Origin of the sequence: Fuscovulum sp. (genome assembly GCA_035192965.1) — a bacterium.
Lineage (GTDB): Bacteria > Pseudomonadota > Alphaproteobacteria > Rhodobacterales > Rhodobacteraceae > Paragemmobacter.
The window spans coordinates 2,853,213-2,877,437 of the sequence record CP136571.1; the positions used below are offsets into that span (position 1 = coordinate 2,853,213).

Below are 24,225 nucleotides of genomic sequence, written 5' to 3' on the forward strand. Positions count from 1 at the left end.
CGGCAAACAGCCCGTCACGCGGCCAGCAAGACCTGCGCCTCATGCGCCTTCAAGGTCAGCCGGGCCGAAACGAAGGCAGCGTCTCGCTCTGCCAGTTCCGGGAACAGCATGCGGATTTCCTCCGCCTGATCGGCCCCCATGCCCGCCAGCATCCGCTTGGCCGGTTGGAAACTCTCGCTCCACGCCCCGTCGGCGCAGACGATCTCATGTTCGTCGAACAGGATGTGCACATAGGTCACACCCGGCGGCACCACCCGCTCGATCCCCGGCACGCCCACCAGGTGCACCGCCGCCACCAGAACCTCGGCCTCGCCAAACAGCATCTCGGCCCGTGCGCCTTCGATCAGCATGCGATGCTGCGGCGACACCAACATGTCCTGCCGTGGCAGCCCCTGGCCCAGCGCCCCCGCCGCAATCCGCACCGGGCGCAACTGCGGATTGGCGATCAGATCTGCCGCCGACAGCGCGCGATGCCCCGTCCAGACCAGCGGCCGATAGCCATGGTCGCGCGTCAACACCTCATCCCCGGCCCGCAACCTTTCCACTGCCACCTCGCCCCGACGCGTCTTGATCAGGGTTCCCGGCGTGAAACAGGGAATGACCGTCTCGAAATTCGAAAACTGCATCGACCCGAGGATAGCGCCGTTCGTATCAAGAAACTGCACCGTGCCGCTTTGCGTGCTGCCCGGATCGTAGAGGATGTTGGTGTTCCGCCAGCCCCAGTTGGACAGGTCCAGAACGTCATTGTCTCCGGCGCTTTCGCCCCCATCGACCACATCGCCAACGCCCGTCAGCCGGATCGTATCATCGCCGCTGCCGCCGATCTGGGTGTCCGCACCATCGCCGCCTTCCAGCAGGTCATTGCCGTCGCCGCCTTCCAGACGGTCATTGCCCGCGCCACCCTGCAGCGTGTCGTTGCCAGTGCCGCCGAACAGCGCGTCATTGCCGCCATCGCCGCGCAGCAGGTCATCGTCGCCCTCGCCCACCAGCGTATCGTTGCCGTCCCCGCCGTCGAGCGTATCGTTCCCCGCCCCGCCAAAGACCACATCGCTGGTCGCATGCCCGCCGCCCCAATCCGCGCCGTCATGCGCGATGATCAGGCTGGGCACGCCATCATTCGGCCCCTGCAGCGTGGTGTTCGACCCGTCATCGCCCGAAATCACACGATAAGTGACCCCGTTGAACGTGGCGAACTCCACCCCGTCCAGCCGATCCACCCCGTCACGGCCCGCAACGCTGTCGGTCACGATCAGCACGTTGCCCGGCGCGAAATCAAAGCTGTAATCGGTCACCGGCCCGGTAAAGATCGCCGTGTCCGACCCGATCCCGCCGCTCAGCGTGTCATTGCCTGCGCCGCCCTGCAGGGTATCGCCGCCATCACCACCGGTCAGCGCATCATTGCCCGCGCCACCCTGCAGCGTGTCGTTGCCCGCCCCGCCGAACAGCGCGTCATTGCCGCCATCGCCGCGCAGCAAGTCATCGTCGCCCTCGCCCACTAGCGTATCGTTGCCGTCCCCGCCGTCGAGCGTATCGTTCCCCGCCCCGCCAAAGACCACATCGCTGGTCGCATGCCCGCCGCCCCAATCCGCGCCGTCATGCGCGATGATCAGGCTGGGCACGCCATCATTCGGCCCCTGCAGCGTGGTGTTCGCCCCGTCATCTCCCGAAATCACGCGATAAGTGACCCCGTTGAACGTGGCGAACTCCACCCCGTCCAGCCGATCCACCCCGTCACGGCCCGCAACGCTGTCGGTCACGATCAGCACGTTGCCCGGCGCGAAATCAAAACTGTAATCGGTCACCGGCCCGGTAAAGATCGCTGTATCCGACCCGATCCCGCCGCTCAGCGTGTCATTGCCTGCGCCGCCCTGCAGGGTATCGCTGCCATCACCGCCGGTCAGCGCATCATTGCCTGCGCCACCCTGCAACGTGTCGTTGCCAGCTCCGCCGAACAGCGTGCCGCCAGACGCACCGGCTGTCAGCGCGTCATTCCCGCCGGAACCGATCACACCCTCGATGCTGGTGAGGGTATCGCCTTGCGCATCGCCCCCGCTTGCCGCGCCGGTTTGCAGGTTGATCGTGACACCCGTCGCAGAGGCCGAGTAATCGGCCACATCAAACCCGGCGCCGCCGTCCAGCACATCCGCATCTGCCCCGCCGGTCAGCGTGTCGCTGCCATCACCGCCGAACAGCGCATCCGTCCCGGCCCCGCCGAACAGGACGTCATTGCCCACGCCCCCCAGCAGCGAGTCCACCCCGTCTCCGCCGGAAAGCGTATCGTCCCCATCATCGCCTTGCAGCGTGTCATTGCCTAGATCGCCGCTTAGGCTGTCATTGTCAGCGCCACCGAACAGGCGATCATTGCCATCGCCCCCGGCCAGCGTGTCCGCCCCGCCATCGCCCAAAAGGCTGTCATTGCCGATACCGCCAACAAGGGAATCCGCGCCAGCCCCACCAGAGAGGGTATCGTCGCCATCTTCCCCTTGCAGCGTGTCATTGCCCAGATCACCTGACAGGGTGTCATTGCCCGTGCCGCCGAAAAGCTGGTCATTGTCATCGCCACCCGCCAGCGAGTCATTGCCATCGCCACCGGACAGAACGTCATTCCCCGCCCCGCCGGACAGCGTGTCATTCCCGCCCGCCTCTGCCGCAACGTTCAAAGGTTGGGTATTCACAAGATATTCGTAAAAGAAGCCGGGCGAGAGGCTGATCGTCGGGCCCGTCGCAACCACGGTCAGGCTGGTATAGGGGACGTTGATCGTAAGGGTTCCGACACCGGTCGGGTTCAGGCTTGTCCCGGTGCTGCGCACGATCTGCCCGGAACCGTTCAGACCATAAAGCCCAGCACCATTGAATGTGACCGTGCCATTGGCGACCGCCGTGTTCAGATTCAGCGTCACGCCGTCAATACGGATCGTGGCGGCCTCGTTGGTGTCCATCCCGTTGAACAAGAGGCGACCGCCCGCGATCTGCGACGATGCGGTGTGGGTATGCGTCTCGTTCGAATCCGCGTTGCCGATGCGAAAGCCGGTAAGGGTGCCGTTGTTGCCCGCCGTCCCGCTGATGCTGGAGGTCAGGTCATTCTCATTCGAAACCGACTGGACCGAGAAATTCGCCCGCCCTGCCGCTGCCGTCACCGCCGCGGTGGGGCCCAGAACCTCAACATAAGTGGGCGTATAGGTCACCGCAGCCCCGGTCACCCCGCCAGTGATCACGTCATCCCCGGCACCGCCCTCTAGGCTGTCATTGCCCGAACCGCCATCGATGGTGTCGTTCCCGATACCGCCATCCACCGTATCGGCGCCGTAACCGCCCTGGATCGAATCCGCCCCGTCGCCCCCGAAGATGACATCGTTGCCCAGCCCCGCGATGACCGTGTCATTGCCGGCCCCCGCGCGGATGTAATCGCCATCCCCCGTTGTGCCGCCAAAACCCGTCGCATCCCCCGCATCCACACGGTCGCCATTCGGATCGCCCGTATAGGCCGCGTTGATCAGGTCGTTGCCAGCCGTCCCGTCGACGATCCCGTCGCCGACAAAGGTGGTGCCGCCCTCAAAGCCAAGACCATAGACACCGACCGGCGTGTTGACGTCGAAATCATTCGTGGAATAGCTCGACAAAAGCGCCGGATCGCCCGACCCTTCCAGCAGGGTCTGGGTCACACCATTCGACAGGCCGGTGGTGGCATGGCCGGTATAGCCGTTGGTGTAGCCGATGTTCTGGTAGATATACTCGACCGCGAAATCGCCGCCGCCCGTCGCGCTGATGACAACCTGAAAGCTGTTTGTCCCTGGGCCCTGAAAGGCCGCAACATTCAGCCATGTCACGGTGATCTTGCCCGTCGTCGGATCAAGATCCCAATAGATTTCCCCGCCCTTGTTGATATCCGCATCGGTCCAGAACGGCGCCAGTGATGGCTGGCCCAGCGCGGTCAGCGCGGTGGGCGTATAGGACGTGACCCCCGACGCAAAGGTGATCAGACCGTTCGAGCTGATGAACATCGACGTGTAGCTGGTCCCGTTGATGTTCATCCCCCCGGCCCCAAAGACCGAAGTGACGTTCACATTCACGAAGCCATCATCAAGGTTGCCGGAAACGGTCGAGGTTCTGAAGGATTGCTCCCCATACCCCGCTGCCCCGCCAAGCCCTGTATTCATCGTCGCCATCTGAACGCGCCCGCCTTTGCTGTCCCGCCGCAGGCCCAAAACAGCAACGCGGCACGAAAGGAGAGGGCAGAGCCAATGCGCCCTACCCCTTTGGGATAGTTAATGATAGTTAATTTGGAGGAAATTGCGGCAACAATCAGCCCGACCGCGATCAGCAACCACCCAGTTGCACAATGGCAGAACGGCCGGGTTGAGGCTTCATGCAGGCCGAAAGGGCCACCTTCTGCGGTGTAAAGCAGTCAAAGGCATTGCGGTCCGGTCACCCCCAGAAAACCGCCCCCTTCGCGGTCACGTCATGGGCGACGCCTCGCGACAGCGGCTTCCAAGCCATCACGTCAGCAAATGGCGCAGTTGCGACTGAACTTGCACAAGATGATCCAGAAACCGCTGCGGCAAGGCAGCCGGATCGCCCTGCCCCGGCACCCCGACATTGATGGCCGCAACCGTCTTGCCTCTGGCATCCAGCAACGGCACGGCCAAGGATTGCAGGCCGATCTCTACCTCCTGATCGATCACCGCATATCCCCGCCCCCGCACCTGCCCTATCTCGGCCATGACGCCTTCCAGCGTGGTAAGGGTTCTATCCGTCCGCGCCGGAAACGGCCCGGCCCCCAGCTGCTGACAGGCCGCGGCATCCGGCAAGGCCGCCAGCAACACGCGCCCCATGCTCGTGCAATAGGCAGGCAACCGCGACCCGGGATTAAGCGAGATCGACATAACCTTCCGCTGCGCCGCACGGGCCACATAGACGATATCAGACCCATCAAGGATCGACACCGAGGTGCTCTCCCCGATCCTGTCGGACAACCGGTCCAGATGGGGTTGCACGATCTGCGGCAGCGGCAGCGTGGCAAGGCAGGCTGTGCCCAGCCGCAACACCCGCGGCGTCAGCGTAAAGAACTTTCCGTCCCAATCCGCATAGCCCAGTTGCGCCAGCGTCAGCAGGCAGCGCCGCGCCGTGGCCCGGTCAAGCCCACTCGCCACCGCCACATCGCTGATCGATTGGCGCGGACGGTCGGCGGAAAAGGTTTCGATCACCGCCAACCCTTTGGCCAAGCCGCCCATGATGTCGCGTTCAGGAATGGTCATGACGTGCCGTTTGTGCGATATGTAAACAAAAATAGCATAACGAACAAAAGCCATGGACGGAAGCCCCCCGCCCGCCTATCCCGAAGGCCAACCCGCACGGCACAGAGTCGTCAGGGACAGGAGGTTTACGGATGGACAAGACCCTTCCCGACCTTGCCACCGCCGTGGCGGGAATTTCGGATGGCATGACGGTGATGATCGGCGGCTTTGGCGGATCAGGGGCGCCGATCGAACTGATCCACGCGCTGATTGACCGCTTTCTCGCCACCGGCCATCCCCGCGACCTGACGGTGGTGAACAACAACGCTGGCAACGGCCATGTCGGCCTTGCGGCATTGATCGAAGCCGGAATGGTGCGCAAGCTGATCTGTTCCTTTCCCCGCTCGGCCGATCCCGTGGTGTTCACCGAAGCCTTTCTCGCGGGCCGGATCGAACTGGAACTGGTCCCCCAGGGCACATTGGCCGAACGCATCCGCGCGGGCGGGGCCGGCATCCCGGCCTTCTACACACCCACCAGCTACGGCACCGATCTGGCACGCGGCAAACCGGTCGCGGAATTCGACGGTCGGCCCTATGTGCAGGAACGCTGGCTTAAGGCCGATGTCGCGCTGATTAAAGCGCATCTTGGCGATCAGTTGGGAAACCTGACCTACCGGATGGCAGGGCGCAACTTCAACCCGCTGATGTGCATGGCCGCGGCAACCACCATCGTTCAGGTCACCCGCATCCTTCCCCCCGGCGGGCTCGACCCCGAAGCAGTGATCACCCCCGGCATCTTTGTGCAGGGCCTCGTGCAGGTGGCCAATCCCGCGCAGGAAGAAACCCTGAACCGCGCCAAGGCCGTCTATCCAGAGGTATCGGCATGACCACGAAACTCTCTCCCACCCAGATGGCCTGGCGCGCGGCGCAAGACATTGCCGACGGGGCCTATGTCAACCTTGGCATCGGCTTTCCAGAAATGGTCGCAAAGTTCCAACCGCCCGGGCGCGAGGCGATCTTTCACACCGAAAACGGCATCCTCGGCTTTGGCGAGGCGCCCCCGCCGGGACAAGAAGACTGGGATCTGATCAACGCAGGGAAAAAGGCCGTCACGCTGAAACCCGGCACCGCCTTCTTCCACCATGCCGACAGCTTTGCCATGGTGCGCGGCGGGCATCTGGATGTGGCGATCCTTGGCGCCTACGAGGTCGCGCAGTCCGGCGATCTGGCGAACTGGTCCACCGGGCCAAAGGGTGTGCCTGCCGTCGGCGGCGCAATGGACCTGGTCCATGGGGCAAAGCGCGTGGCGGTCATCACCGACCATGTCACAAAGGACGGCAAGCCCAAACTTCTGAAAGCCTGCACCCTGCCGCTGACCGGGGTGGCCTGCGTCACCCGCGTCTATTCCAGCCTCGCGGTGATCGACATCGAAGCCGGCCGCTTCGTCCTGCGGGAAAAGCTGCCCAGCTTGTCGCTGGATGAATTGCAATCGCTGACCGGGGCAGACCTGCTGATCCCCGGTCCCGTCGCCGATCTGATCGTACCGGAGCTGTAAGCCATGACCCCCGTCTACATCTGCGATTACATCCGCACCCCGATTGGGCGCTTTGGCGGGGCCTTGTCCCCGGTGCGGGCCGATGATCTGGCGGCGGTGCCGCTCCGGGCATTGATGGCGCGCCATTCCGGTTTGGACTGGGCCGCCTTGGCCGATGTCGTCTTTGGCTGCGCCAATCAGGCAGGCGAAGACAACCGCAACGTCGCCCGCATGGCCGTGCTGTTGGCTGGTCTACCGGTCGAGGTGCCGGGCACCACGATCAACCGCCTCTGCGGATCGGGCATGGATGCGGTACTGGTCGCCGCGCGCCAGATTGCCGCCGGCGAGGCCGACTTGATGATCGCTGGCGGGGTGGAATCGATGTCCCGCGCTCCGTTTGTCATGCCCAAGGCCGACAGCGCCTTTTCCCGCCATGCAGAAATCCATGACACCACCATCGGCTGGCGCTTCATCAACAAGGCAATGCAGGCGGCCTATGGCACGGATTCCATGCCCCAGACCGGCCAGAACGTCGCCGATGACTATGGCATCAGCCGCGAAGCACAGGATCTGATGGCGCTCTCCTCGCAGGCCAAGGCCGCTGCGGCGCAGGCCAACGGGAGGCTGGCGCAGGAAATCACCCCCGTCACCATCCCCCAGAAAAAGGGCGATGCACTGGTCATCGACCGCGACGAACATCCCCGCACCACCACGATTGAGGCACTGGCCAAGCTCAAACCGCTTTTCCCAAACGGATCGGTCACCGCAGGCAACGCCTCCGGCGTCAATGATGGCGCGGCGGCCTTGATCCTCACCTCTGAGGCAGGGGCAAAGCGCCATGGCCTGACCCCCATCGCACGGGTTCTGGGCGGCGCAACGGCAGGGGTTCCGCCGCGCATCATGGGCATTGGCCCGGCGCCAGCCAGCCAGAAACTGCTGGCGCGCCTCGGCCTGCACCAATCCGATTTCGATGTGATCGAGTTGAACGAGGCCTTCGCCGCCCAAGGCATCGCCACCCTGCGCCAGTTGGGCATCGCCGACGATGACCCGCGCGTGAACCGCAATGGCGGGGCCATTGCGCTCGGCCATCCGCTCGGCATGTCGGGCGCGCGCATCACGGGCACAGCCGCGCTGGAACTTGCCGCGATCGGCGGGCGGCGATCACTTTCGACAATGTGCATCGGCGTGGGTCAGGGCATCGCCATCGCGTTGGAACGGGTCTGATCACCCTGCCCCGCCGCCGCGGATAATCCGCAAAGTTGGCCTGCGCCGATCCGGCGATCACCTTCGCTGAAGCGGCTCGTCGTCCGGGACAATACCGCCGCGCGCAGGGCATTGACCTTGTCCGTGACCAAAGGTTGACAGCCGTTGCAAGCGGCCCCCTCAGGCTCGCCCGTTATCGGAAGCCCAAGCCACAGTCCCACATGCAAGGTGCAGGGTCGTCTAAGGTACCTCTTCCCACGGCGCCAAAGGAAGGCGCAGGTCATAATGCTCCCCTTGCCGAAGGGTAGAGGAAACTTAATCTTAATTAAAATTTGGGTGTCAACGTTGTGAACCCCTCAGTTCCACGAAAGTAATCTAAAAACTTCCCAACGACCAAGCCACAAATATTCATAGTTTAAATAGATATGATTAACAGCCAAACGATGCCCCTAACCCGCTCCCATATCGCCCAGACATGCATGAATTCAGCCCAGCCTCACAGGTGCAGTTGCATTGTGGACAGATCAAAGTCAACGCATCGGCAAGAGATTCTTCACCACGATTTGCCAATCAAAATTGCAGGCAACCTAATAGTGCTTCAGGCCGATTTTCCTGGTTCCCAGCATAGAAGCAATGACAAAAAGTCCTGCTTGCTGCCGTACTCTTCACGTGCTGTCACGGTCTCCTGAGGACTGACACACAACGGCAAACTTCGACACCACACACAGCAAGATCAGGGATCATACCGCTCAAACGGCCCGAAAACCGCCCGATCCGGCCCAGATGCGTGCTGAGCGATCCACCACAACCACCTTCCGGCTCGTCGCCACGTGCTCGGAGACGTTGGTAAGCGGGCAATCCCATCTTGCTCCCGTCAACGAAAGCAAGATTACTCATCGCAATCAAGACCCCAAAGTCACGCTCGAAATAATAGTGAGAGGGGAAATTATCAGCCCCTCCCTCGACTGTAGATTTCCAATTGAAATCAACTAGACATCACAATCCAAAATTGAAAAACGTCACCCAGACAGCTCGTTAATCATTTTCAAAACTATACGAAATTTCCAGTCCGCCATTGCTTGACAGAACGTTACACCCGCGGCAATCAACAGCCGGTAACCGTTTAGTCCTGCCGCTCGCGGGATTAACTAGTTTTAATAAGTGGGGAAGTCATGACTTTGATCGTGGGTACTGCCGGAAATGATTCTCTGAGGGGGGATACCCCCGTAATGGGGATGGGGATGGGGCTACCCTTTGCCCAAGACGACACGATACGGGGTCTCGATGGCAACGACACGCTGGATGGCCTCAACGCCAATGACAGCCTCGATGGTGGCGCTGGCGATGACAGCCTGATCGGTGGCTGGGGAAACGACAGCCTTGACGGCGGCACGGGCAATGACACGCTGGATGGCGGCGAGGGCAATGACACGCTGGATGGCGGTGAAGGCAGCAACGAATTGACCGGTGGTGCAGGTGCTGACGTCTTTTCCATCAGCCCCGGTGGCCAGAACACAATCCTGGACTTCACCCCAGCCCAAGGGGACAGGATAAACCTCTCGCATCTGGGCTTCCTCGATCTGGCGACGGTGCTGGCAAACACCACCTATAACAACGGAAATGCCGAAATCAGCCTGACGATCGGGGGGGTGCTGACGGTCATCCGGCTTAACAACTTCGATCCGTCAAATCTGACGGCGGCGAATTTCGTCTTTGCACCGAACCCCAACCAGCTGACCACCGGCGGTGATGCGACGGCAGACAGTCTGACGGGCGGTGTGGGCAATGACACGATCCGCGGTCTGGGCGGCCCCGATACGCTGGATGGCGGCGCGGGAAATGACACATTGGACGGCGGCGCGGGCGATGACAGCCTGATCGGCGGCGAGGGCAATGACACGCTGGATGGCGGTGCAGGCTTCAACACTCTGACCGGCGGCGCAGGTGCCGACACCTATGTCCTAAGCCGGGGCGCCCTTGCCGCGATCAACGATTTCTCGGCCGCTGATGGCGACAGGATCGATCTGTCGAGTATGGGGTTTTCCGACGTCGAGACCTTCAGACTTCTTGCGCGGACGATTAACGGTCGAACCTTGATGAATATTTGGCTCAACGGTGAGTTGACGGGACTGAATGTCAACGGAACCGTGTCAGATCTTGAGCCGCATTTGCTGCTCAGCACGGTCGCGACCGATGATCTGATCACAGGCACCTCCAACGATCCGGAAACGCTCTTTGGCGGTTTGGGCAATGACACGCTGCAAGCGAAAGGTGGCTTTGACTTACTCTTCGGTGAAGGTGGCGATGACCTGCTCACTGTGTTAGGCGGATCGGCCGCTGCATATGGCGGTGCCGGAAATGACACGCTGATTGGCCATGACAGTGCTGATCGAATGCAAGGCGACGCAGGAAACAACAGCGTGTCTGGGGGGGGCGGCAACGACACCCTGGTCGGTGGTGATGGCGATGACACCGTCAACGGCGATGATGGCAACGACTGGCTGAATGGCTTTACCGGCAATGACAGCCTTTACGGGGGGGCGGGCGCTGACACGCTCTTTGGCGGCGATGGCGAAGACAGCCTTGACGGCGGCGCGGACAACGACAGCTTACTTGGTCGTGCAGGCAATGACACGCTGCAAGGCATGGGTGGCGACGATACCCTGAACGGCGATGCCGACAATGACAGCCTCGACGGCGGCGCAGGCAATGACAGCCTGATTGGCGGCGTGGGCAGCGACACCCTGCAAGGCATTGGTGGCGACGATACACTGAACGGCGATGCCGACAATGACAGCCTCGACGGCGGCGCAGGCAATGACAGCCTGATCGGCGGCGATGGCAATGACACGCTGAATGGTGGCGCCGACACGAACATCCTGACGGGCGGCGCGGGTGCGGATGTCTTTGCCATAACCACCGGTGGCGAGAATACGATCACGGATTTCTCGGCGCTCGATGGTGACAAGATCGACCTGTCGGCGCTGGGTATCACCAATCTGGCGGCGGTGTTGGCAAACACCACCTACACTCCGGGCGTCGCCGACGGCCCCAACATCACCACCATCACCCTGACAATCGGTGGCGTGCCCTTCGTCATCCGACTTCACAATTTCCCGCCGGAACGTCTGACCTCGGACAATTTCATCTTTGCGCCGGCATCTGATCAAGTGGTCACCGGCAACGATGCGACGGCAGACAGTCTGACCGGCGATATCGGCAATGACACGCTGGTCGGTCTGGGTGGCAATGATACGCTGGATGGCGGCGCAGGAAATGACAGTCTGGACGGCGGGTCAGGCGATGACAGCCTGATCGGCGGCGCAGGCGATGACTTGCTCAAAGGCGGTGCCGGACGGGACTACCTTCAGGGTGGCGCGGGGAATGACCGGTTCTATGTGGACCACGCCGATGATCTTGTGATCGAAGCCGCAAATGAAGGCACCAAAGACCGCGTGTTTGCATCGACCAGCTACACGCTGCGCGCAGGTGTTCACGTCGAAGAACTCAGCACAACCTTCAACTCCGGGGTCAACCGGATAGACCTGACCGGCAACGAGCTTGCGCAGGCCATCATCGGCAATGCGGGCGCAAACGCTCTGAACGGCATGGCGGGTGATGATACCCTGAACGGGCTTGATGGGCACGACAGTCTCGACGGCGGAACCGGTTCCGACACGCTCTTCGGTGGGGCGGGAGATGACGAGTTGATCGGTGGTGCCGGTTCTGATCGGATGCTCGGCGGCACGGGCAATGACACCTATCACGTTGACGAATTGACGGACCGGGTCATCGAGCGCGCCGATGAAGGGACGTTGGATAAGGTGCTTGTGGCCGGGTTGGCCAGTTTTGCCTTGCTTGCGTCGCAGTCCATCGAGTCGCTCGCCGCATTTGATCAAGACGACACGGCGGCGATGAATTTGACCGGCAACGAGCTTGGTCAGTCCATCACCGGCAATGCCGGCGTGAACGTCCTGCGCGGTCTTGACGGGGACGACAGCCTTTATGGCCTTGGCGGTGACGACTCGCTGTTCGGAGGAGACGGGGCCGACCACCTCGATGGTGGCGCCGGTTCGGACCGGCTGACCGGTGGGACGGGCAATGACACTTACATCGTTGACTCGCAGACGGACTGGGTCAGCGAAACTGTGGGTCAGGGCACACAAGACACGCTGCTTGTGACCGGCGTATCGAGTTTCATGCTGATGGCGGCGCAGGAGATCGAAGTGCTGGCTGCTCTCGACTCAAGAAGCACGGCGGCAATGAATCTGATCGGCAACGATGTGACTCAGTCCATCACCGGAAATGCTGGCGCGAACGTTCTGCGCGGTCTCGGTGGGGATGACACACTCTCGGGTCTGGGCGGCAACGATGTCCTGTTTGGCGGCGATGGACATGACGCCCTAGACGGCGGCACGGGGTCTGACCGTCTGTCGGGCGGCGCGGGCGATGACAAACTGAACGGTGGCAGCGGGGCGGATACGCTTACCGGCGGTGCCGGGGCAGACAGCTTTATCTTCGACAGCAACATCGGGGGGGCCGAGGTTGACCGCATCACCGACTTTGTCGCCGCCGACGACACATTCGTCCTGCTCAGCAGCATCTTCACCGCTCTCGGGAACGGGCCGCTCAGTGAGGATGCGTTCGAGGTGAACAAATCGGGCGCCGCGACACAGGCGTCGACACGGCTGGTATACGACTCCCAAACCGGGCGACTGTTCTACGACGCCGACGGCGAAGGCGGCGAGGCAGCTGTGCACTTTGCCACCCTGAACCGGAACATTGACGGCATCAGTGCCGCTGATTTCCTGGTCCTCTGACACTTCCCCCACCATCAGACCGGGCCCCGCCTCACCGCGGGGCCCGTTTCCTTTGCCAGACCGCACAACAAACCAGGGGTCAGGTTTCGGTTCCTTTAGCAGGGTCAGAACGTAAAGAAGCCGCGCCTGCGACGAACGCTCGCCCCCGCCCCGCCCCGCCCAAGGCGGCCCCTGTCAGTTTCGTAGATCCTTCGTCAATCTTTTACCGAAGTCGAACTTTTCTGTCGTCAGGCCCGGCTAGCCTTCGCCTGTCAACAATACAGGATCCCCCCGATGACCGCCCTTCCGATCCTTGGCGCCGCCCTTTGCCGTGCCAGCCTTGCCGCCCATGTAAACTGGCTGCGTGAAGCCCCGCGCGATCTGGAACTGCAACACTTCGTCGATGCCGAGGTGTTGGATGGCGATTGGTCTGGCTTGGCGGATGAAGTGAACCATCTGCTCGACGGGCATACAGGTCGCCGGGGCATTCATGGGCCCTTCTGGGGCTTCACCATCGCCTCCTACGATCCTGAGGTGCGCCGAATTGTGGCGCGGCGGATGGATCAGGCCCTAAATGTCTGCGCCGCGGTCAATGGCACGCATGTCGTGATCCATTCGCCCTTCACCACCTGGGGCTACAACCACCGCGGCCTTTACCCGACCGACACCGACCGGATGCTGTCAGCCGCACGCGCGACACTGGGCGCTGCCTTGGCCCGGGCCGAAGACATGGGCGTGACCTTCGTTCTGGAAAACATCGAAGACATAGAGCCCACCGACCGCGCCGTCCTGTGCGAGGCTTTGGGCTGGCAGGCGCTGGAACTGTCGGTTGACACCGGGCACGCGCATTACGCCCATGTCTCGACGGGTGCGCCCCCGGTGGATTTCTACATCCGCGCCGCCGGAACCCGTTTGGGGCACATCCACCTGCAAGACGCCGACGGTTTCGCCGACCGGCACTGGCAGATCGGTCATGGCACGATCCTGTGGCAATCGGTCTTTGCGGCCATTGCCCAGACCGGAGCCAATCCGCGCCTGATCCTGGAACTGCGTGACAAGGCGGGGGTGATCCCCTCGGCGCAGTTGCTGAAATCCATGGGCCTCGCCGAATGACCGCGCTAAAGTTTATCGTCCTGTCAGACCTGCACCTTGGACCCCCGGGCATCCCGGTCAACGGTCTGGACACCGGGGCGCGGCTTGCCGAAGCGGTGGATGTCATCCTCCGCGACCATGCCGATGCTGCCTTCGTCCTTCTGGCGGGGGATCTTGCCGATCAGGGCGAGGTGGCGGCTTATCTGCATCTGCGCGACCGTCTGGCCCCGCTCCCGATGCCGGTCCACATCACGCTGGGCAACCACGATGACCGTGCGGCGTTCCTGTCTGTCTTCGGCGCAGACCAAGACGATCCGCAGGGCCGGGTTTCCCAAGTGATCGATGCAGGCGGCCACCGGATCATCCTTCTGGATACGACAGAGCCGGGTCTCGTCGGCGGGCGGCTTTGCCAAGGAAGGCTTGATTGGCTTGATGCGCGCTTGAGCGAGGCACAGGACAGCCCGGTCATCGTGGTCCAGCACCACCACGCCAACCCGCTGTCACTGCCCGTGGACGAGATCATCCTTGAAAACACTGAGGCCTATGTCGCCGCGCTTCAGCGGCATCCCGATGTGCGCCTTGTCATCGCCGGGCATGTCCATCTGCCCAGTGCGGCGGTCTGGCGCGGCATCCCGATGGCGACGCTGGCAGGATCGCATTACTCGGTCAGCCCGCATGTCCCCGGCGTTCCGGGGCGGCAACAGCAGCTTGAAGGTCCGGCACAGATGGCGGTGGTTCTGGCGTCGCCCAATGGCGTCACCATGCATTTCCAGGACCATTCGCAACGCCACCTGACCCTTGCGCCGGGCCTGTTCCACTAGGCCCGGGCGATTGCAATTCCAGACTTTGGCACCGCACGGAAGCCCCTTCCGCGCGGCAAATAAGTTTTGCGTCAAGCTATTGTTTTAAAATGTTTTTTTCACGCGTCGTCGCCAATTCGTTACCGAATCGCCGGATAACGGCGCCGCGCTGCCCGCCGTGGCAGCCCCAACACGGAGACAAGAAGATGACCCAGAAACTTGCTGCTGCCGCGCTGGTGCTGGCTGCCACCGCCGGTTCGGCCTCTGCCGAGAAGATCAAGTTCGAATACTGGTACGGCCTGACCGGCGATCTTGGCGCCGTCGTGCTGGAAACCTGCAATCGCTTCAACGCAAGCCAGGCCGAATTCGAGGCCGTCTGCGTTGGTCAGGACGGTTATGAAAAGGCTGTCCAGAACACCATCGCCGCCTTCCGCGCCGGCAAGCACCCGACGCTGCTGCAATCCTTTGACGCTGGCACCGCCGACCTGATGCTGTCGGGCGAATTCTACCCGGTCACCAAGCTGATGGCCGATACCGGCGTGACGGTCGACTGGGCCGACTACTTCCCGGGGATCGCCAACTACTATTCGTCCAAGTCGGGCGAATTCTTCTCGATGCCGTGGAACTCCTCCACCCCGGTCTATTATTTCAACAAGGACATCTTCGCCAAGGCCGGGATCACCGAAGCACCGGTCACCTGGGAAGGCCTGGAAGCCGCCCTCGTGAAGGTCAAGGAATCCGGTGCGGCCTGTGGTCTGGCCTATGCCCCGTCCTCCTGGATCGACCTCGAGCAGTTCTCGATGGCCCACAACATCCCCGTGGCGTCGAACAACAACGGCTATGACGGGCTTGATACCGAACTTCTGTTCAACACCACCCTGCACCTCAAGCACATGGAAAACATCCAGCGCTGGCTGACGGATGGCTATGCCACCCTGCGCACGCAAGCCGCTGGCAAGACCGCGCGCGACAGCTTTGTCGAAGGTGAATGCGCGGTGTTCTTCTCATCGATCGCCGACCATAACACGATCCACAAACTGACCCCCGCCTTTGGCTGGGACGTGCAGATCATCCCGACCTATGAAGGTGTGGAACGTCACAACACCGTCGTCGGTGGTGCTTCGCTCTGGGTGCTTTCGGGCAAGACCGACGAGGAATACAAGGCCGCCGCCTCCTATCTGGCCTTCCTCGCCACCAAGGAAGAACAGCAGTTCCTGCTGGAAAACACCGGCTACATCCCGGTCACCAAATCGACCTACGATGCGCTGCTGGCCGAAGGCTTCTACGCCAAAGAGCCCTTCATCAACCGCGATATCGCGATGAAGTCGCTGACCTGGACCGACCCGACCGAGCTGACCCGCGGCATCCGCCTGGGTGGCATGATCCAAATCCGCGCGGAATGGACCGCCGAGGTTGAAGCTGCCCTCGCTGGTCAGAAAACGATGAAAGAGGCGCTGGATACCGCCGTGTCGCGTGGGAACGAGCAACTGGCTCGCTTTGCCCAGACCTATGAAGGCAAATCCTTCCCCTAAGCCTTGATCACCGGGGGCGCGGCTGCACAGGCCGCGCCCTTTTCCTTTTCCGGGGGACGCCATGCGCCGCGCCTATTTCAAGTTCAGCTGGATCGCGGCCGCCCTTCTGGCCCCGCAACTTTTGATCATCTTCGTCTTCTTCTACTGGCCTTCGGCACAAGCCCTTTACTGGGCCTTCACGCTGGAACAGCCTTGGGGCGGCGGCAATACCTGGGTCGGGTTCGACAATTTCAGCAAGGTGCTGTCAGACCCCTATTACTGGGGTTCGGTCCGGGTCTCGATCATCTACGCGCTGGCCACGACAGTGCTCGCGATGACCATGGCGCTGACTCTGGCGATCTTCGTCGACCGCCAGCTTGCGGGTTACAAGGCCTATCGCGTCGCGATCATCTGGCCCTATGCCGTGGCAGCACCTGCCGTGGGCCTGGCGTTCCAGTTCGTCTTCAACCCCGGCGCTGGCATCTTCAGCTATATCAACACCATCGCACCCGGCTGGTGGGACCTGTCGAAATACCCTTGGCAGGCCGTCACCGCCATCGTCGTTGCAGGCGCATGGAAACAGGTCGCCTATAGTTTCGTCTTCTTCCTCGCCGCCCTGCAATCCATCCCCCGCAGCCTGACCGAGGCAGCGGCGATGGATGGCGCGCGTCCCCTGCGCCGGATGATGGACCTGCAACTACCCCTGCTGACGCCCACCTTCTTTTTCCTTCTGGTCATCAACATCACCGACAGCTTCACCGACAGTTTCGGGATCGTCGACACGCTGACCGGCGGCGGCCCGTTTCGGTCAACAGACCTGATGGTCTACAAGATCTATCGCGACGGGTTTCAGGGGCTCGATTACTCCGGTGCCGCCGCCCAATCCATCATCCTGATGCTTCTCGTCATGGCGCTGACCTTCGTTCAGTTCCGCTATGTCGAGCGGCGCGTGCATTACACCTGAGGGGTCGCCATGATCGGACGCACGCCACTTCTGAACATCGCGACCCATGTGATCCTCGTCTTTGGCCTGATCGTCATTCTCGTGCCGATCTGGCTGGCCTTTGTCGCGGCAACCCAGACCCTGCAAGCGGTCAATTCCGCCCCGGTAGAGTTCTGGCCGGGCGATCAGCTTTGGGTGAACCTGCGCGAAGCCTGGGCCGCATCGGATTTCGGACCCAAATTCGTGAACACGCTGATCGTGGCCACCGGGGTCGTCATCGGCAAGATCACCCTCGCCTGCATCACCGCATTTGCACTGGTGTTCTTCAACTTTCGCGGTCGGATGCTGATCTTCTGGATGATCTTCATCACCCTGATGCTGCCCCTCGAGGTGCGGATCGTTCCCACCTATGCCGTCGCCGCCAACGCGCTGACCCCGTTCCAGACGATCATGGACTGGACCGGCATAACCTGGCTAATCAACACCCTGTCTGGGGTCGAAGTGGCGCTGGAATGGAACCTGCTCAACTCCTACACCGGGTTGATCCTGCCCCTCGTCGCCACCGCCACCGGCACGTTTTTGTACCGTCAATTCTTCCTGACCATCCCCGATGAACTGGTCGAGGCCGCGCGGATGGATGGAGCAGGGCCCATGCGGTTCCTCTGGGATGTGCTGATCCCGCTCTCGAAAACCAACATCGCGGCCTTGGCGACGATCATGTTCGTCTATGCCTGGAACCAATATCTCTGGCCGCTTCTGGTGGTCACTGATCGGGCGAATTACGGGATGGTCGTGGTGCAGCTTTCCGACCTTGTCCCCGACCAGCTAACCACCGGGGGCGGCACGCCCACCTGGCACCTCGCAATGGCGGCCACGCTGGTCGTGATGCTTCCCCCTATCGCCATCGTCATCCTCATGCAGCGCTGGTTCGTGCGCGGCCTGATCAACACCGACAAATAAGGGGGCACCCATGGCCGAGATCGCCATCCGCAACGTGACCAAGTCCTATGGCAAGACCACGATCATGGAAGGGGTTAACCTCGATATCCATAACGGCGAATTCGTGGTGATCCTCGGCCCCTCGGGTTGCGGCAAATCCACGCTTCTGCGCCTCATCGCGGGTCTAGAAGAGATCACCGCAGGTGAAATTTCCATCGGCGGACAGGTCGTGAACCAGCTTGAACCACGCCAGCGCGGCTGCGCGATGGTGTTTCAGAACTACGCGCTTTACCCGCACATGACCGTGGCCGAAAACATCGGCTACGCGCTGAAGGTGGCAGGCACGCCAAAGGCCGAACGTCTGGCCCGGGTGGCGGCGACAGCGCATTCGGTTGGATTGGGGGATTTTCTGGAACGCAAGCCCGGGCAACTCTCTGGCGGTCAGCGTCAACGCGTCGCCATGGCCCGCGCGATCATCCGGGAACCCAAAGTTTTTCTCTTCGATGAACCGCTGTCGAACCTCGACGCCAAACTCCGCGTCCAGATGCGCCACGAAATCCGCCGCATCCACAACCAGATCAAGGCCACCTCCGTCTTCGTCACCCATGATCAGCACGAAGGCATGACCCTTGCCGACCGTCTGGTGGTGATGAACAAAGGCACCATCGAACAGGTCGGCACCCCCGCCGAAATCTACGACCGCCCCGCGTCTCTCTATGTCGCGGGCTTCATCGGCAGCCCTGCCATGAACTTCCTTCCCGGCCATTACAGCGCCGCCCGCCGCGCCATGGTTCTCGAAAGCGGTACCGTCATCCCGCTGCCTGCCCAGCACGAGGCCGCGGACGGCCAACTCGTCCAGCTTGGCATCCGTCCTGAACATGTCTCTCTGTGCCCGCCCGGACACGGCATGATCGACGCCCGGCTCGAAATCGTCGAAGATCTCGGCGCCGCCCGGCTATGGAACCTGCGCGTCGAGGACATCCCGTTCAGCCTGATCACCGAAACCCGCACCCGCCTGGACGTGGGCGCAGTCACCGGTCTGTCCCTTGACCTGCAACACGCCCACCTCTTTGACGGAGCCAGCGGCAAAAGGATCGAGGCCAGGGCCGCAAAGAGCGCAACACATGGCGTGCAAGCCTACTGAAATGCCGCACCATTCGGTCAGGCCATTGACACAGCGCTCAGCACCCCTGCCCCGGCACCGGTGCGGTTGAACCCCAACCTGTCCGAGCTCTACCGGCGCAAGGTCACCGAGCTGGCGATCACGCTAGCTGATCCAGCCATTGCTCAGCCTGCCCGCGAGGTGATCCGTAGCCTGATCGAGCGCGTGGCAGTGCGCTGGGAAGATGGGCAAGCAGTTGTGGTTTTGGACGGGGCGCTGACAGCGCTTGTGGGGCTCGCCCAAAATGCAAAAGGCCCAGCGGGTGCTGGGCGTGTGGGTGGTATTGAGTTTAGTTCGGTGAAGGTGGTTGCGGGGGCAGGATTTGAACCTGCGGCCTTCAGGTTATGAGCCGAACCAATCGATTTTCAGGGTTCCTTACATTTCAGAAGCTTAGCTGACAAGCCTTTGGAATAGCGTGGTCTTCTGAGAGTTCTCAACGTTTTCCGCCGGATTTGGGCGGATTGACGTGCGCTCCGGAACGCATTCGTGGGTTGACCAGACGTTGACCAGCAATGCTCATCAATCTCGATAGAGCATCACCACATTACACACCCGCGATACGTCCGTTAAGATCGCAAACCACGCCCTAGTCCCCTTCTACAGGTCGGCTGTCGGCCAACGCAGTTGTCCGCGACCGATGCGCAAGACTTCCACAAGCCTGCTATTGCCTGGCAATCGACCCGAGAAAAGGCTGGGCTTGGGATCAACTGCCGACTTTTTGAATGGGGCGACTCTTTGATAGTCAGGCGTTGTTAGCCAAGTGCGCCCATCGCCATCGTCGGTGATAACCCGATAAAGACCGGCAGGAGGTGCGGTGGCGACATCGAGCAGACGTTTGTAGTGTTGGATTGACCACTTCTGGATACCTCCGCTGAGGGCCTCGGTACGAAAGCGTGCCCATAACGCAGCGGTGTCAGGGGTCGGCCAGTCACCCGCGTCTGTGTAGGCCGTAATCTCGTCAGATTCGAGCCAGGCGCGCATCTCGGCGGGCGTAACGAAGATCGGTTTGGCGTCCTCGATCGCGGCCATAGCCCCACGCCGAGACGGCAGGCCCGCGCGGATCAGCATCGCCATCATGAACTGCGGGACGCCAGTTTCAACCGATCCAGCAGCACCACCCGCAACCGTGTCCGGCGACCAGCCGAGTGACATTCGGCGGGTGCGGACGGCTTCTAGCGCCCAGACCAGACGATAGGTAAAGGCCTCCTCGACCGCGCGCATGTTATGCGGCCCAATCTTGGCGACATCCTCGCCAGAAACCCAACTCCGGAGGATGACTTTCCAGTTGGCTGGGAGCCCGTTCGCCTGATCGGGGATGAACGGCCGCATGAACAGTAGGCGCTCCCCCAGGCCCCCGAGCGCATCGACAAGCTCGTCGACATCACCGCTCAAAGACGCCTCATCAGCACGGTCGAGCAGTGCAGCCAACTCGTCGGCCATTGCGTCGATTGATAAGCCAGCCTCAAGCCCAACGCCCATGGCAAAATGCCCGCGCCGAGCTTGCGCAGTGGTGGTTTTCCAAATGAGATCGGCCCTCGCTTCAAGCACTTTTTTATGTAGTGGGGCGACGTCCTCATCTTCACGGGCGATCTGACGCGCCCAAAGCGATCCTTTGAGCGCCTCATCCAACAGCTTCGGCAGGTCAGCTCGATCGGCATCCAGCGCTTCGATCAAGCCGAACACGGTCGCGTCGAGGCGCTCGACGATTTGCGATAGCGGCTCCTCATCATCGCTTTCGTCTTCGCCGCCGCCGCCCTCATCGCCATCGTCGCCATCCACATCGGTGTCGTACTCTACGCCTGCAGCCAGGCGCTCGGCGAGTGCAGCTTCTTCCTTCGGCGATCTCCATGCTTCGCGGGCATTGGCGAGATACTCCCAAGCATCGTCGCGATCCAGAACGCCTTCCCGCGATAAGCGATCAAGAATCTCGGCGACGATCTGGATAAGGCCGCTTTTCAACGTGCGGGCCTTGGCGGAGGCGACTAGTTCTCGCCACTCCGTCCTGCGCCAATCGATCTTGTCGAACATGACGTGCACAATGAGGCCTTCAACGTCCACAAAGGCACGCCCGGCGCGGCCAGCGACGTTCGCGAACTCCTCGCCCTTAATTCTCTCAGACGCCCGATACAACGCAGGCACCAACAAGACTGCGGCGTTCAGGTTAAGGCCTTGCGACAAGGTCGGCGACGCGACGATGACTTTCAGCGCCCCCTCGGACAGGAGGGCTTCCAGCTCACGCAGGAACGGGCTCGGCAGACGGCCATGGTGGATGGCGACGCCTGCCTTTAAGCAGGCGACGGCGGGATGGTCCTCGCCCAACCATTCCTTGCCCACCTCTAGGGCACGCGCAATCGACGCTTCGTCTTCCAGCAGCGACTCCAGATAGCCACGCTTGCAAAGATCCACGACTTGTTTGCCGTAGCTCTCGACCCAATTGGCCTGGGTCGAGAAGATTAGAGTCCGCTTGCCCTGGCTTGCGAACTCCCACGCCGCGAACAAGGCAAGGTGCGAGTTCTTTCTAGGATAAGGCTTCTTCTCCCTCCCAAGCGCCGCTTTCTCGATGACGAACTTGTCGAGAAATGGGCCATCATCGTCGAGATCGAGGCGGAGCAGCCCGTCTTTTCCCCGCCAGGATAGTGTGCCGAAACGCTGCCGCGTGGGACGCCAGTCAGAGCGCACAGGCTCGCCCGGTTCGTCCGAGCGAATCCATGCGGTGAGATCGTCCAACTCGTTGCCGCTGGGCAGAATCGCGGAAAGACAGACAATTCGACGCTCGTCCGCATCAGCGCGCCGAATGAGACGTTGCACCAGCGTCTCGTAGCGAATTTCGCGCTCGCTCGGGCCAATCATATGGCCTTCGTCAAGGACGATTAGGCCGACATCATCAATCACCGACGGATCGCCCCTCAACGCAAAGTCGAGCTTCTCGGGCGTTGCAATGATGATCTCACGTGTGCGAAGAGCGTCTTCGTCGCCAGCCGAGAGGCCGCTAGCACCATAAAGCGAGGAAACGCTGAAACCGAGCGGCGCGAAGGTTTTTCTGAAAGAACGCTCGGTCTGGGCGGACAGGGCGCGCAATGGCGTAACGATCAACACCCTCCGAGCCGATGACAAGGTCATCAATGCGGCGATTTCAGCCACCCGCGTTTTGCCAGCACTGGTGGGCAAGGCTACAACCAGATCATCGGTGACATTGGTCGAACGCCGCGCAGCTTCACGCTGTGATGGCCATAGCTCCACCTCGGATGTCTTGCGGGCGAATAGCGACGAGATGAACAGACGCCGCAGATCTGGGTACTTCTCTTCTGTTCCCTCAGGTGGCTCGGTCGGCAGCGTCTGATGCAGCGAATGCTGCCAGAGGTCGTCGATCAGATGGCGGCAGAGGTTCGAAATCCACCAAAGCGGCACATTCTCCGCATTGTCCGCCAGCTTGACCGCGGTGGCGAGCAATGCCTGTGCGGTCTCGAACGGTTCGGGCTCACCAGTCTCGAGAGCGAAGTCAAAATGGGCCAGAGCGCGACAAATCGTTGTGTTTAGGATTGTCGCAATCACCTCGTCGACGTCTGGTTCTTCCCCTCGCAGCGCCTCGGCGATTTGACCATCGGAATGACCGTCGTCGTCGAGCCATTCGCGAACGAAACCACGCATTTGCCCGAGATCGCGCAGTATGAGGTGTCGGATCGCTGTTTCACCCGGCGTGGCGTTGAGGTCACCTGCCGCCTCGTTGAAGAGCGAATAGGCAACCGCCGAAAAACCGGCCAAATGGTAGCCTGCAGCGGCGATCATTCGACGGAAGCCGCGGTCGGGTGCCTTTGGGTCGCCGTTGCGCACCAAGGCTTCAAAAGCATTGGCCCCTCGCTCGAACGCCTTTCTGGTAAGCTCCGAAGAGCCAGCCTGGGCACGCAGTGCCATCGCCCCCCTAAGCAGGGCAAAGCCGTGTTCTGCAAGATCGGTTTCGATGGTCGTACCGAGGGGTGGCGCATTTGGCGGCAGAACGCCTTCCTCGCGCATAAGCGACCAGGCAGCACCGCGATAGAGAAGACGGCCGAGGATACCGTCGGCGGTAGCGGTTGCCAAAAATTCTGTCAGTTCGTCAATCGTCTCCAAGGTCTTCCGCCTCTTGATACATGGCCGCAATGAAGTCCTGGTGGTCTTCGACGTGGACGTTCACGACGTAGTGGTCACGGTTGGTCCCTGTCGCATCGAGATCATCCTTCAGCGAGGCGTGGGGACCGTTGCCCGATACGGTGAAGAGCATGTGGTCGATGCGATCCGAGCGAAGAGACTTCAGGCCCACCTCGTCACGCAGGCTGCGGCCCAGTGTGTTGTCGTCCGGGTTGTCGCTTTCCAGCAGGCGGTTTGCGACGAACAGCAACGAATCTGGTGTGCAACGGCCGTTATCTCGGTTCAGCACCTTGCGCGCGCTCGTGACCGTGGCCTTGCCGAGCACCTTATTGCTTTTGGCTTCGCCCTTTAGGAGCCAGAGCTTCTCGCCAGCCCCATCGTATCCGGCACCGATGAAGTCGTCGCCACGCATGGCCATGTTGCGGCCGTCCTTGTAGCGGAGGCGGCGCACCGGCACGCGCAGGCCGATCTCTTCCTCGACCAGTTCGGTCGCGAGAATCTCGCCGAGGTCGCCGGAGCGGCCCTTTGTAGTCTGGGGCATGGCCTCCTTCAGGATACTGGCGGCAACCTTGAAGCCAAGCCGATCAACGTCTTCAGCGATACGTTCAAGTCGATCGTAGTGCGAGCGAATGGTCGTGGCGAGCTCATCGCGAATTTCATCTCGACCCGTATCTTTCTCGACATAGACCCAGTAGTGCTTGCGCAAATTCTTCTCTTTGGTGGCATCGCACCATCTCTTGTACAGTCCCATGCAATCCGCCTTTGCCATCGCGCTGTAAAGTTTGACCACAACGACCGCCCGCACAAGCTGTAGCGGCTGCTTTGCGCCAAGATCCTGCAAATGTAACTTCCGATGCGTCCGCTGGCCACCAACGCCGTCCCG

The 24,225-nt window shown here is 61.7% G+C and carries 15 protein-coding genes; 11 read left to right on the forward strand and 4 right to left on the reverse strand.

From position 1 onward, the window contains the following. Nucleotides 1-14 precede the first annotated feature (14 nt). Both RSE12_14005 and RSE12_14010 read right to left on the reverse strand, forming a co-directional pair. Complete coding sequence (locus tag RSE12_14005) at nt 15-4,166, reverse strand: Hint domain-containing protein (GenBank protein WRH61486.1); 4,152 nt, start codon at nt 4,164-4,166, stop codon at nt 15-17. Between the two features lie 330 nt (nt 4,167-4,496). Further along, nucleotides 4,497-5,255 carry an IclR family transcriptional regulator C-terminal domain-containing protein gene (locus RSE12_14010; GenBank protein WRH61487.1) on the reverse strand — a complete coding sequence of 253 codons (759 nt, stop codon included), beginning with the start codon at nt 5,253-5,255 and terminating at the stop codon, nt 4,497-4,499. Between the two features lie 131 nt (nt 5,256-5,386). Between RSE12_14010 and RSE12_14015 the strand changes: the two genes are divergently transcribed. From RSE12_14015 to RSE12_14065, 11 genes are all read left to right on the forward strand, one after another. Next, nucleotides 5,387-6,121, forward strand: a complete 735-nt coding sequence (locus RSE12_14015) for a 3-oxoacid CoA-transferase subunit A (protein ID WRH61488.1) — start codon at nt 5,387-5,389, stop codon at nt 6,119-6,121. Beyond that, nucleotides 6,118-6,789 (forward strand): 3-oxoacid CoA-transferase subunit B, encoded by a 672-nt coding sequence (locus RSE12_14020; GenBank protein WRH61489.1) that lies wholly within the window; start codon nt 6,118-6,120, stop codon nt 6,787-6,789. Before RSE12_14015 ends, RSE12_14020 begins: the two co-directional genes overlap by 4 nt. 3 nt (nt 6,790-6,792) lie before the next feature. Further along, the gene (pcaF, locus tag RSE12_14025) at nt 6,793-7,992 is read left to right on the forward strand and encodes a 3-oxoadipyl-CoA thiolase (GenBank protein ID WRH61490.1); all 1,200 of its coding nucleotides are present in this window, start codon (nt 6,793-6,795) and stop codon (nt 7,990-7,992) included. 1,220 nt (nt 7,993-9,212) lie between these two features. After that, complete coding sequence (locus RSE12_14030; protein ID WRH61491.1) at nt 9,213-12,791, forward strand: calcium-binding protein; 3,579 nt, start codon at nt 9,213-9,215, stop codon at nt 12,789-12,791. A 273-nt stretch (nt 12,792-13,064) separates the two neighbouring features. Then, nucleotides 13,065-13,883: a sugar phosphate isomerase/epimerase family protein gene (locus RSE12_14035; GenBank protein WRH61492.1), complete on the forward strand. Its 819-nt coding sequence runs from the start codon at nt 13,065-13,067 to the stop codon at nt 13,881-13,883. Continuing rightward, nucleotides 13,880-14,683 carry a phosphodiesterase gene (locus tag RSE12_14040; protein WRH61493.1) on the forward strand — a complete coding sequence of 268 codons (804 nt, stop codon included), beginning with the start codon at nt 13,880-13,882 and terminating at the stop codon, nt 14,681-14,683. The genes RSE12_14035 and RSE12_14040 overlap by 4 nt, the downstream gene beginning before the upstream one ends. Nucleotides 14,684-14,868: 185 nt before the next feature. After that, nucleotides 14,869-16,194: an extracellular solute-binding protein gene (locus tag RSE12_14045; protein WRH61494.1), complete on the forward strand. Its 1,326-nt coding sequence runs from the start codon at nt 14,869-14,871 to the stop codon at nt 16,192-16,194. Nucleotides 16,195-16,255: 61 nt separating this feature from the next. After that, complete coding sequence (locus RSE12_14050) at nt 16,256-17,137, forward strand: ABC transporter permease subunit (protein ID WRH61495.1); 882 nt, start codon at nt 16,256-16,258, stop codon at nt 17,135-17,137. Between the two features lie 9 nt (nt 17,138-17,146). Continuing rightward, on the forward strand, nt 17,147-18,076 hold the full coding sequence (locus tag RSE12_14055; GenBank protein WRH61496.1) for an ABC transporter permease subunit: 930 nt from the start codon (nt 17,147-17,149) through the stop codon (nt 18,074-18,076). Nucleotides 18,077-18,086: 10 nt separating this feature from the next. After that, complete coding sequence (gene ugpC / locus RSE12_14060; GenBank protein ID WRH61497.1) at nt 18,087-19,199, forward strand: sn-glycerol-3-phosphate ABC transporter ATP-binding protein UgpC; 1,113 nt, start codon at nt 18,087-18,089, stop codon at nt 19,197-19,199. Between the two features lie 60 nt (nt 19,200-19,259). Continuing rightward, entirely contained in the window at nt 19,260-19,565 is a 306-nt protein-coding gene (locus RSE12_14065) for a hypothetical protein (GenBank protein WRH61498.1), read from the forward strand. A gap of 249 nt (nt 19,566-19,814) precedes the next feature. Here the strand turns inward: RSE12_14065 and RSE12_14070 are convergent, their stop codons facing one another. Beyond that, nucleotides 19,815-23,324: a DEAD/DEAH box helicase gene (locus RSE12_14070; GenBank protein ID WRH61499.1), complete on the reverse strand. Its 3,510-nt coding sequence runs from the start codon at nt 23,322-23,324 to the stop codon at nt 19,815-19,817. After that, a complete protein-coding gene (locus RSE12_14075; GenBank protein ID WRH61500.1) occupies nt 23,311-24,183 on the reverse strand; it encodes a DUF1837 domain-containing protein in 873 nt (290 codons plus the stop codon). Before RSE12_14075 ends, RSE12_14070 begins: the two co-directional genes overlap by 14 nt. Between the last annotated feature and the right edge of the window lie 42 nt (nt 24,184-24,225).

Excerpts from the sequence above, each read along its gene's own strand:
- RSE12_14005 (WRH61486.1), bottom strand. The coding sequence starts at position 4,166 with ATGGCGACGATGAATACAGGGCTTGGCGGGGCAGCGGGGTATGGGGAG.
- RSE12_14010 (WRH61487.1), bottom strand. The coding sequence starts at position 5,255 with ATGACCATTCCTGAACGCGACATCATGGGCGGCTTGGCCAAAGGGTTG.
- RSE12_14015 (WRH61488.1), top strand. The coding sequence starts at position 5,387 with ATGGACAAGACCCTTCCCGACCTTGCCACCGCCGTGGCGGGAATTTCG.
- RSE12_14020 (WRH61489.1), top strand. The coding sequence starts at position 6,118 with ATGACCACGAAACTCTCTCCCACCCAGATGGCCTGGCGCGCGGCGCAA.
- pcaF (WRH61490.1), top strand. The coding sequence starts at position 6,793 with ATGACCCCCGTCTACATCTGCGATTACATCCGCACCCCGATTGGGCGC.
- RSE12_14030 (WRH61491.1), top strand. The coding sequence starts at position 9,213 with ATGGGGCTACCCTTTGCCCAAGACGACACGATACGGGGTCTCGATGGC.
- RSE12_14035 (WRH61492.1), top strand. The coding sequence starts at position 13,065 with ATGACCGCCCTTCCGATCCTTGGCGCCGCCCTTTGCCGTGCCAGCCTT.
- RSE12_14040 (WRH61493.1), top strand. The coding sequence starts at position 13,880 with ATGACCGCGCTAAAGTTTATCGTCCTGTCAGACCTGCACCTTGGACCC.
- RSE12_14045 (WRH61494.1), top strand. The coding sequence starts at position 14,869 with ATGACCCAGAAACTTGCTGCTGCCGCGCTGGTGCTGGCTGCCACCGCC.
- RSE12_14050 (WRH61495.1), top strand. The coding sequence starts at position 16,256 with ATGCGCCGCGCCTATTTCAAGTTCAGCTGGATCGCGGCCGCCCTTCTG.
- RSE12_14055 (WRH61496.1), top strand. The coding sequence starts at position 17,147 with ATGATCGGACGCACGCCACTTCTGAACATCGCGACCCATGTGATCCTC.
- ugpC (WRH61497.1), top strand. The coding sequence starts at position 18,087 with ATGGCCGAGATCGCCATCCGCAACGTGACCAAGTCCTATGGCAAGACC.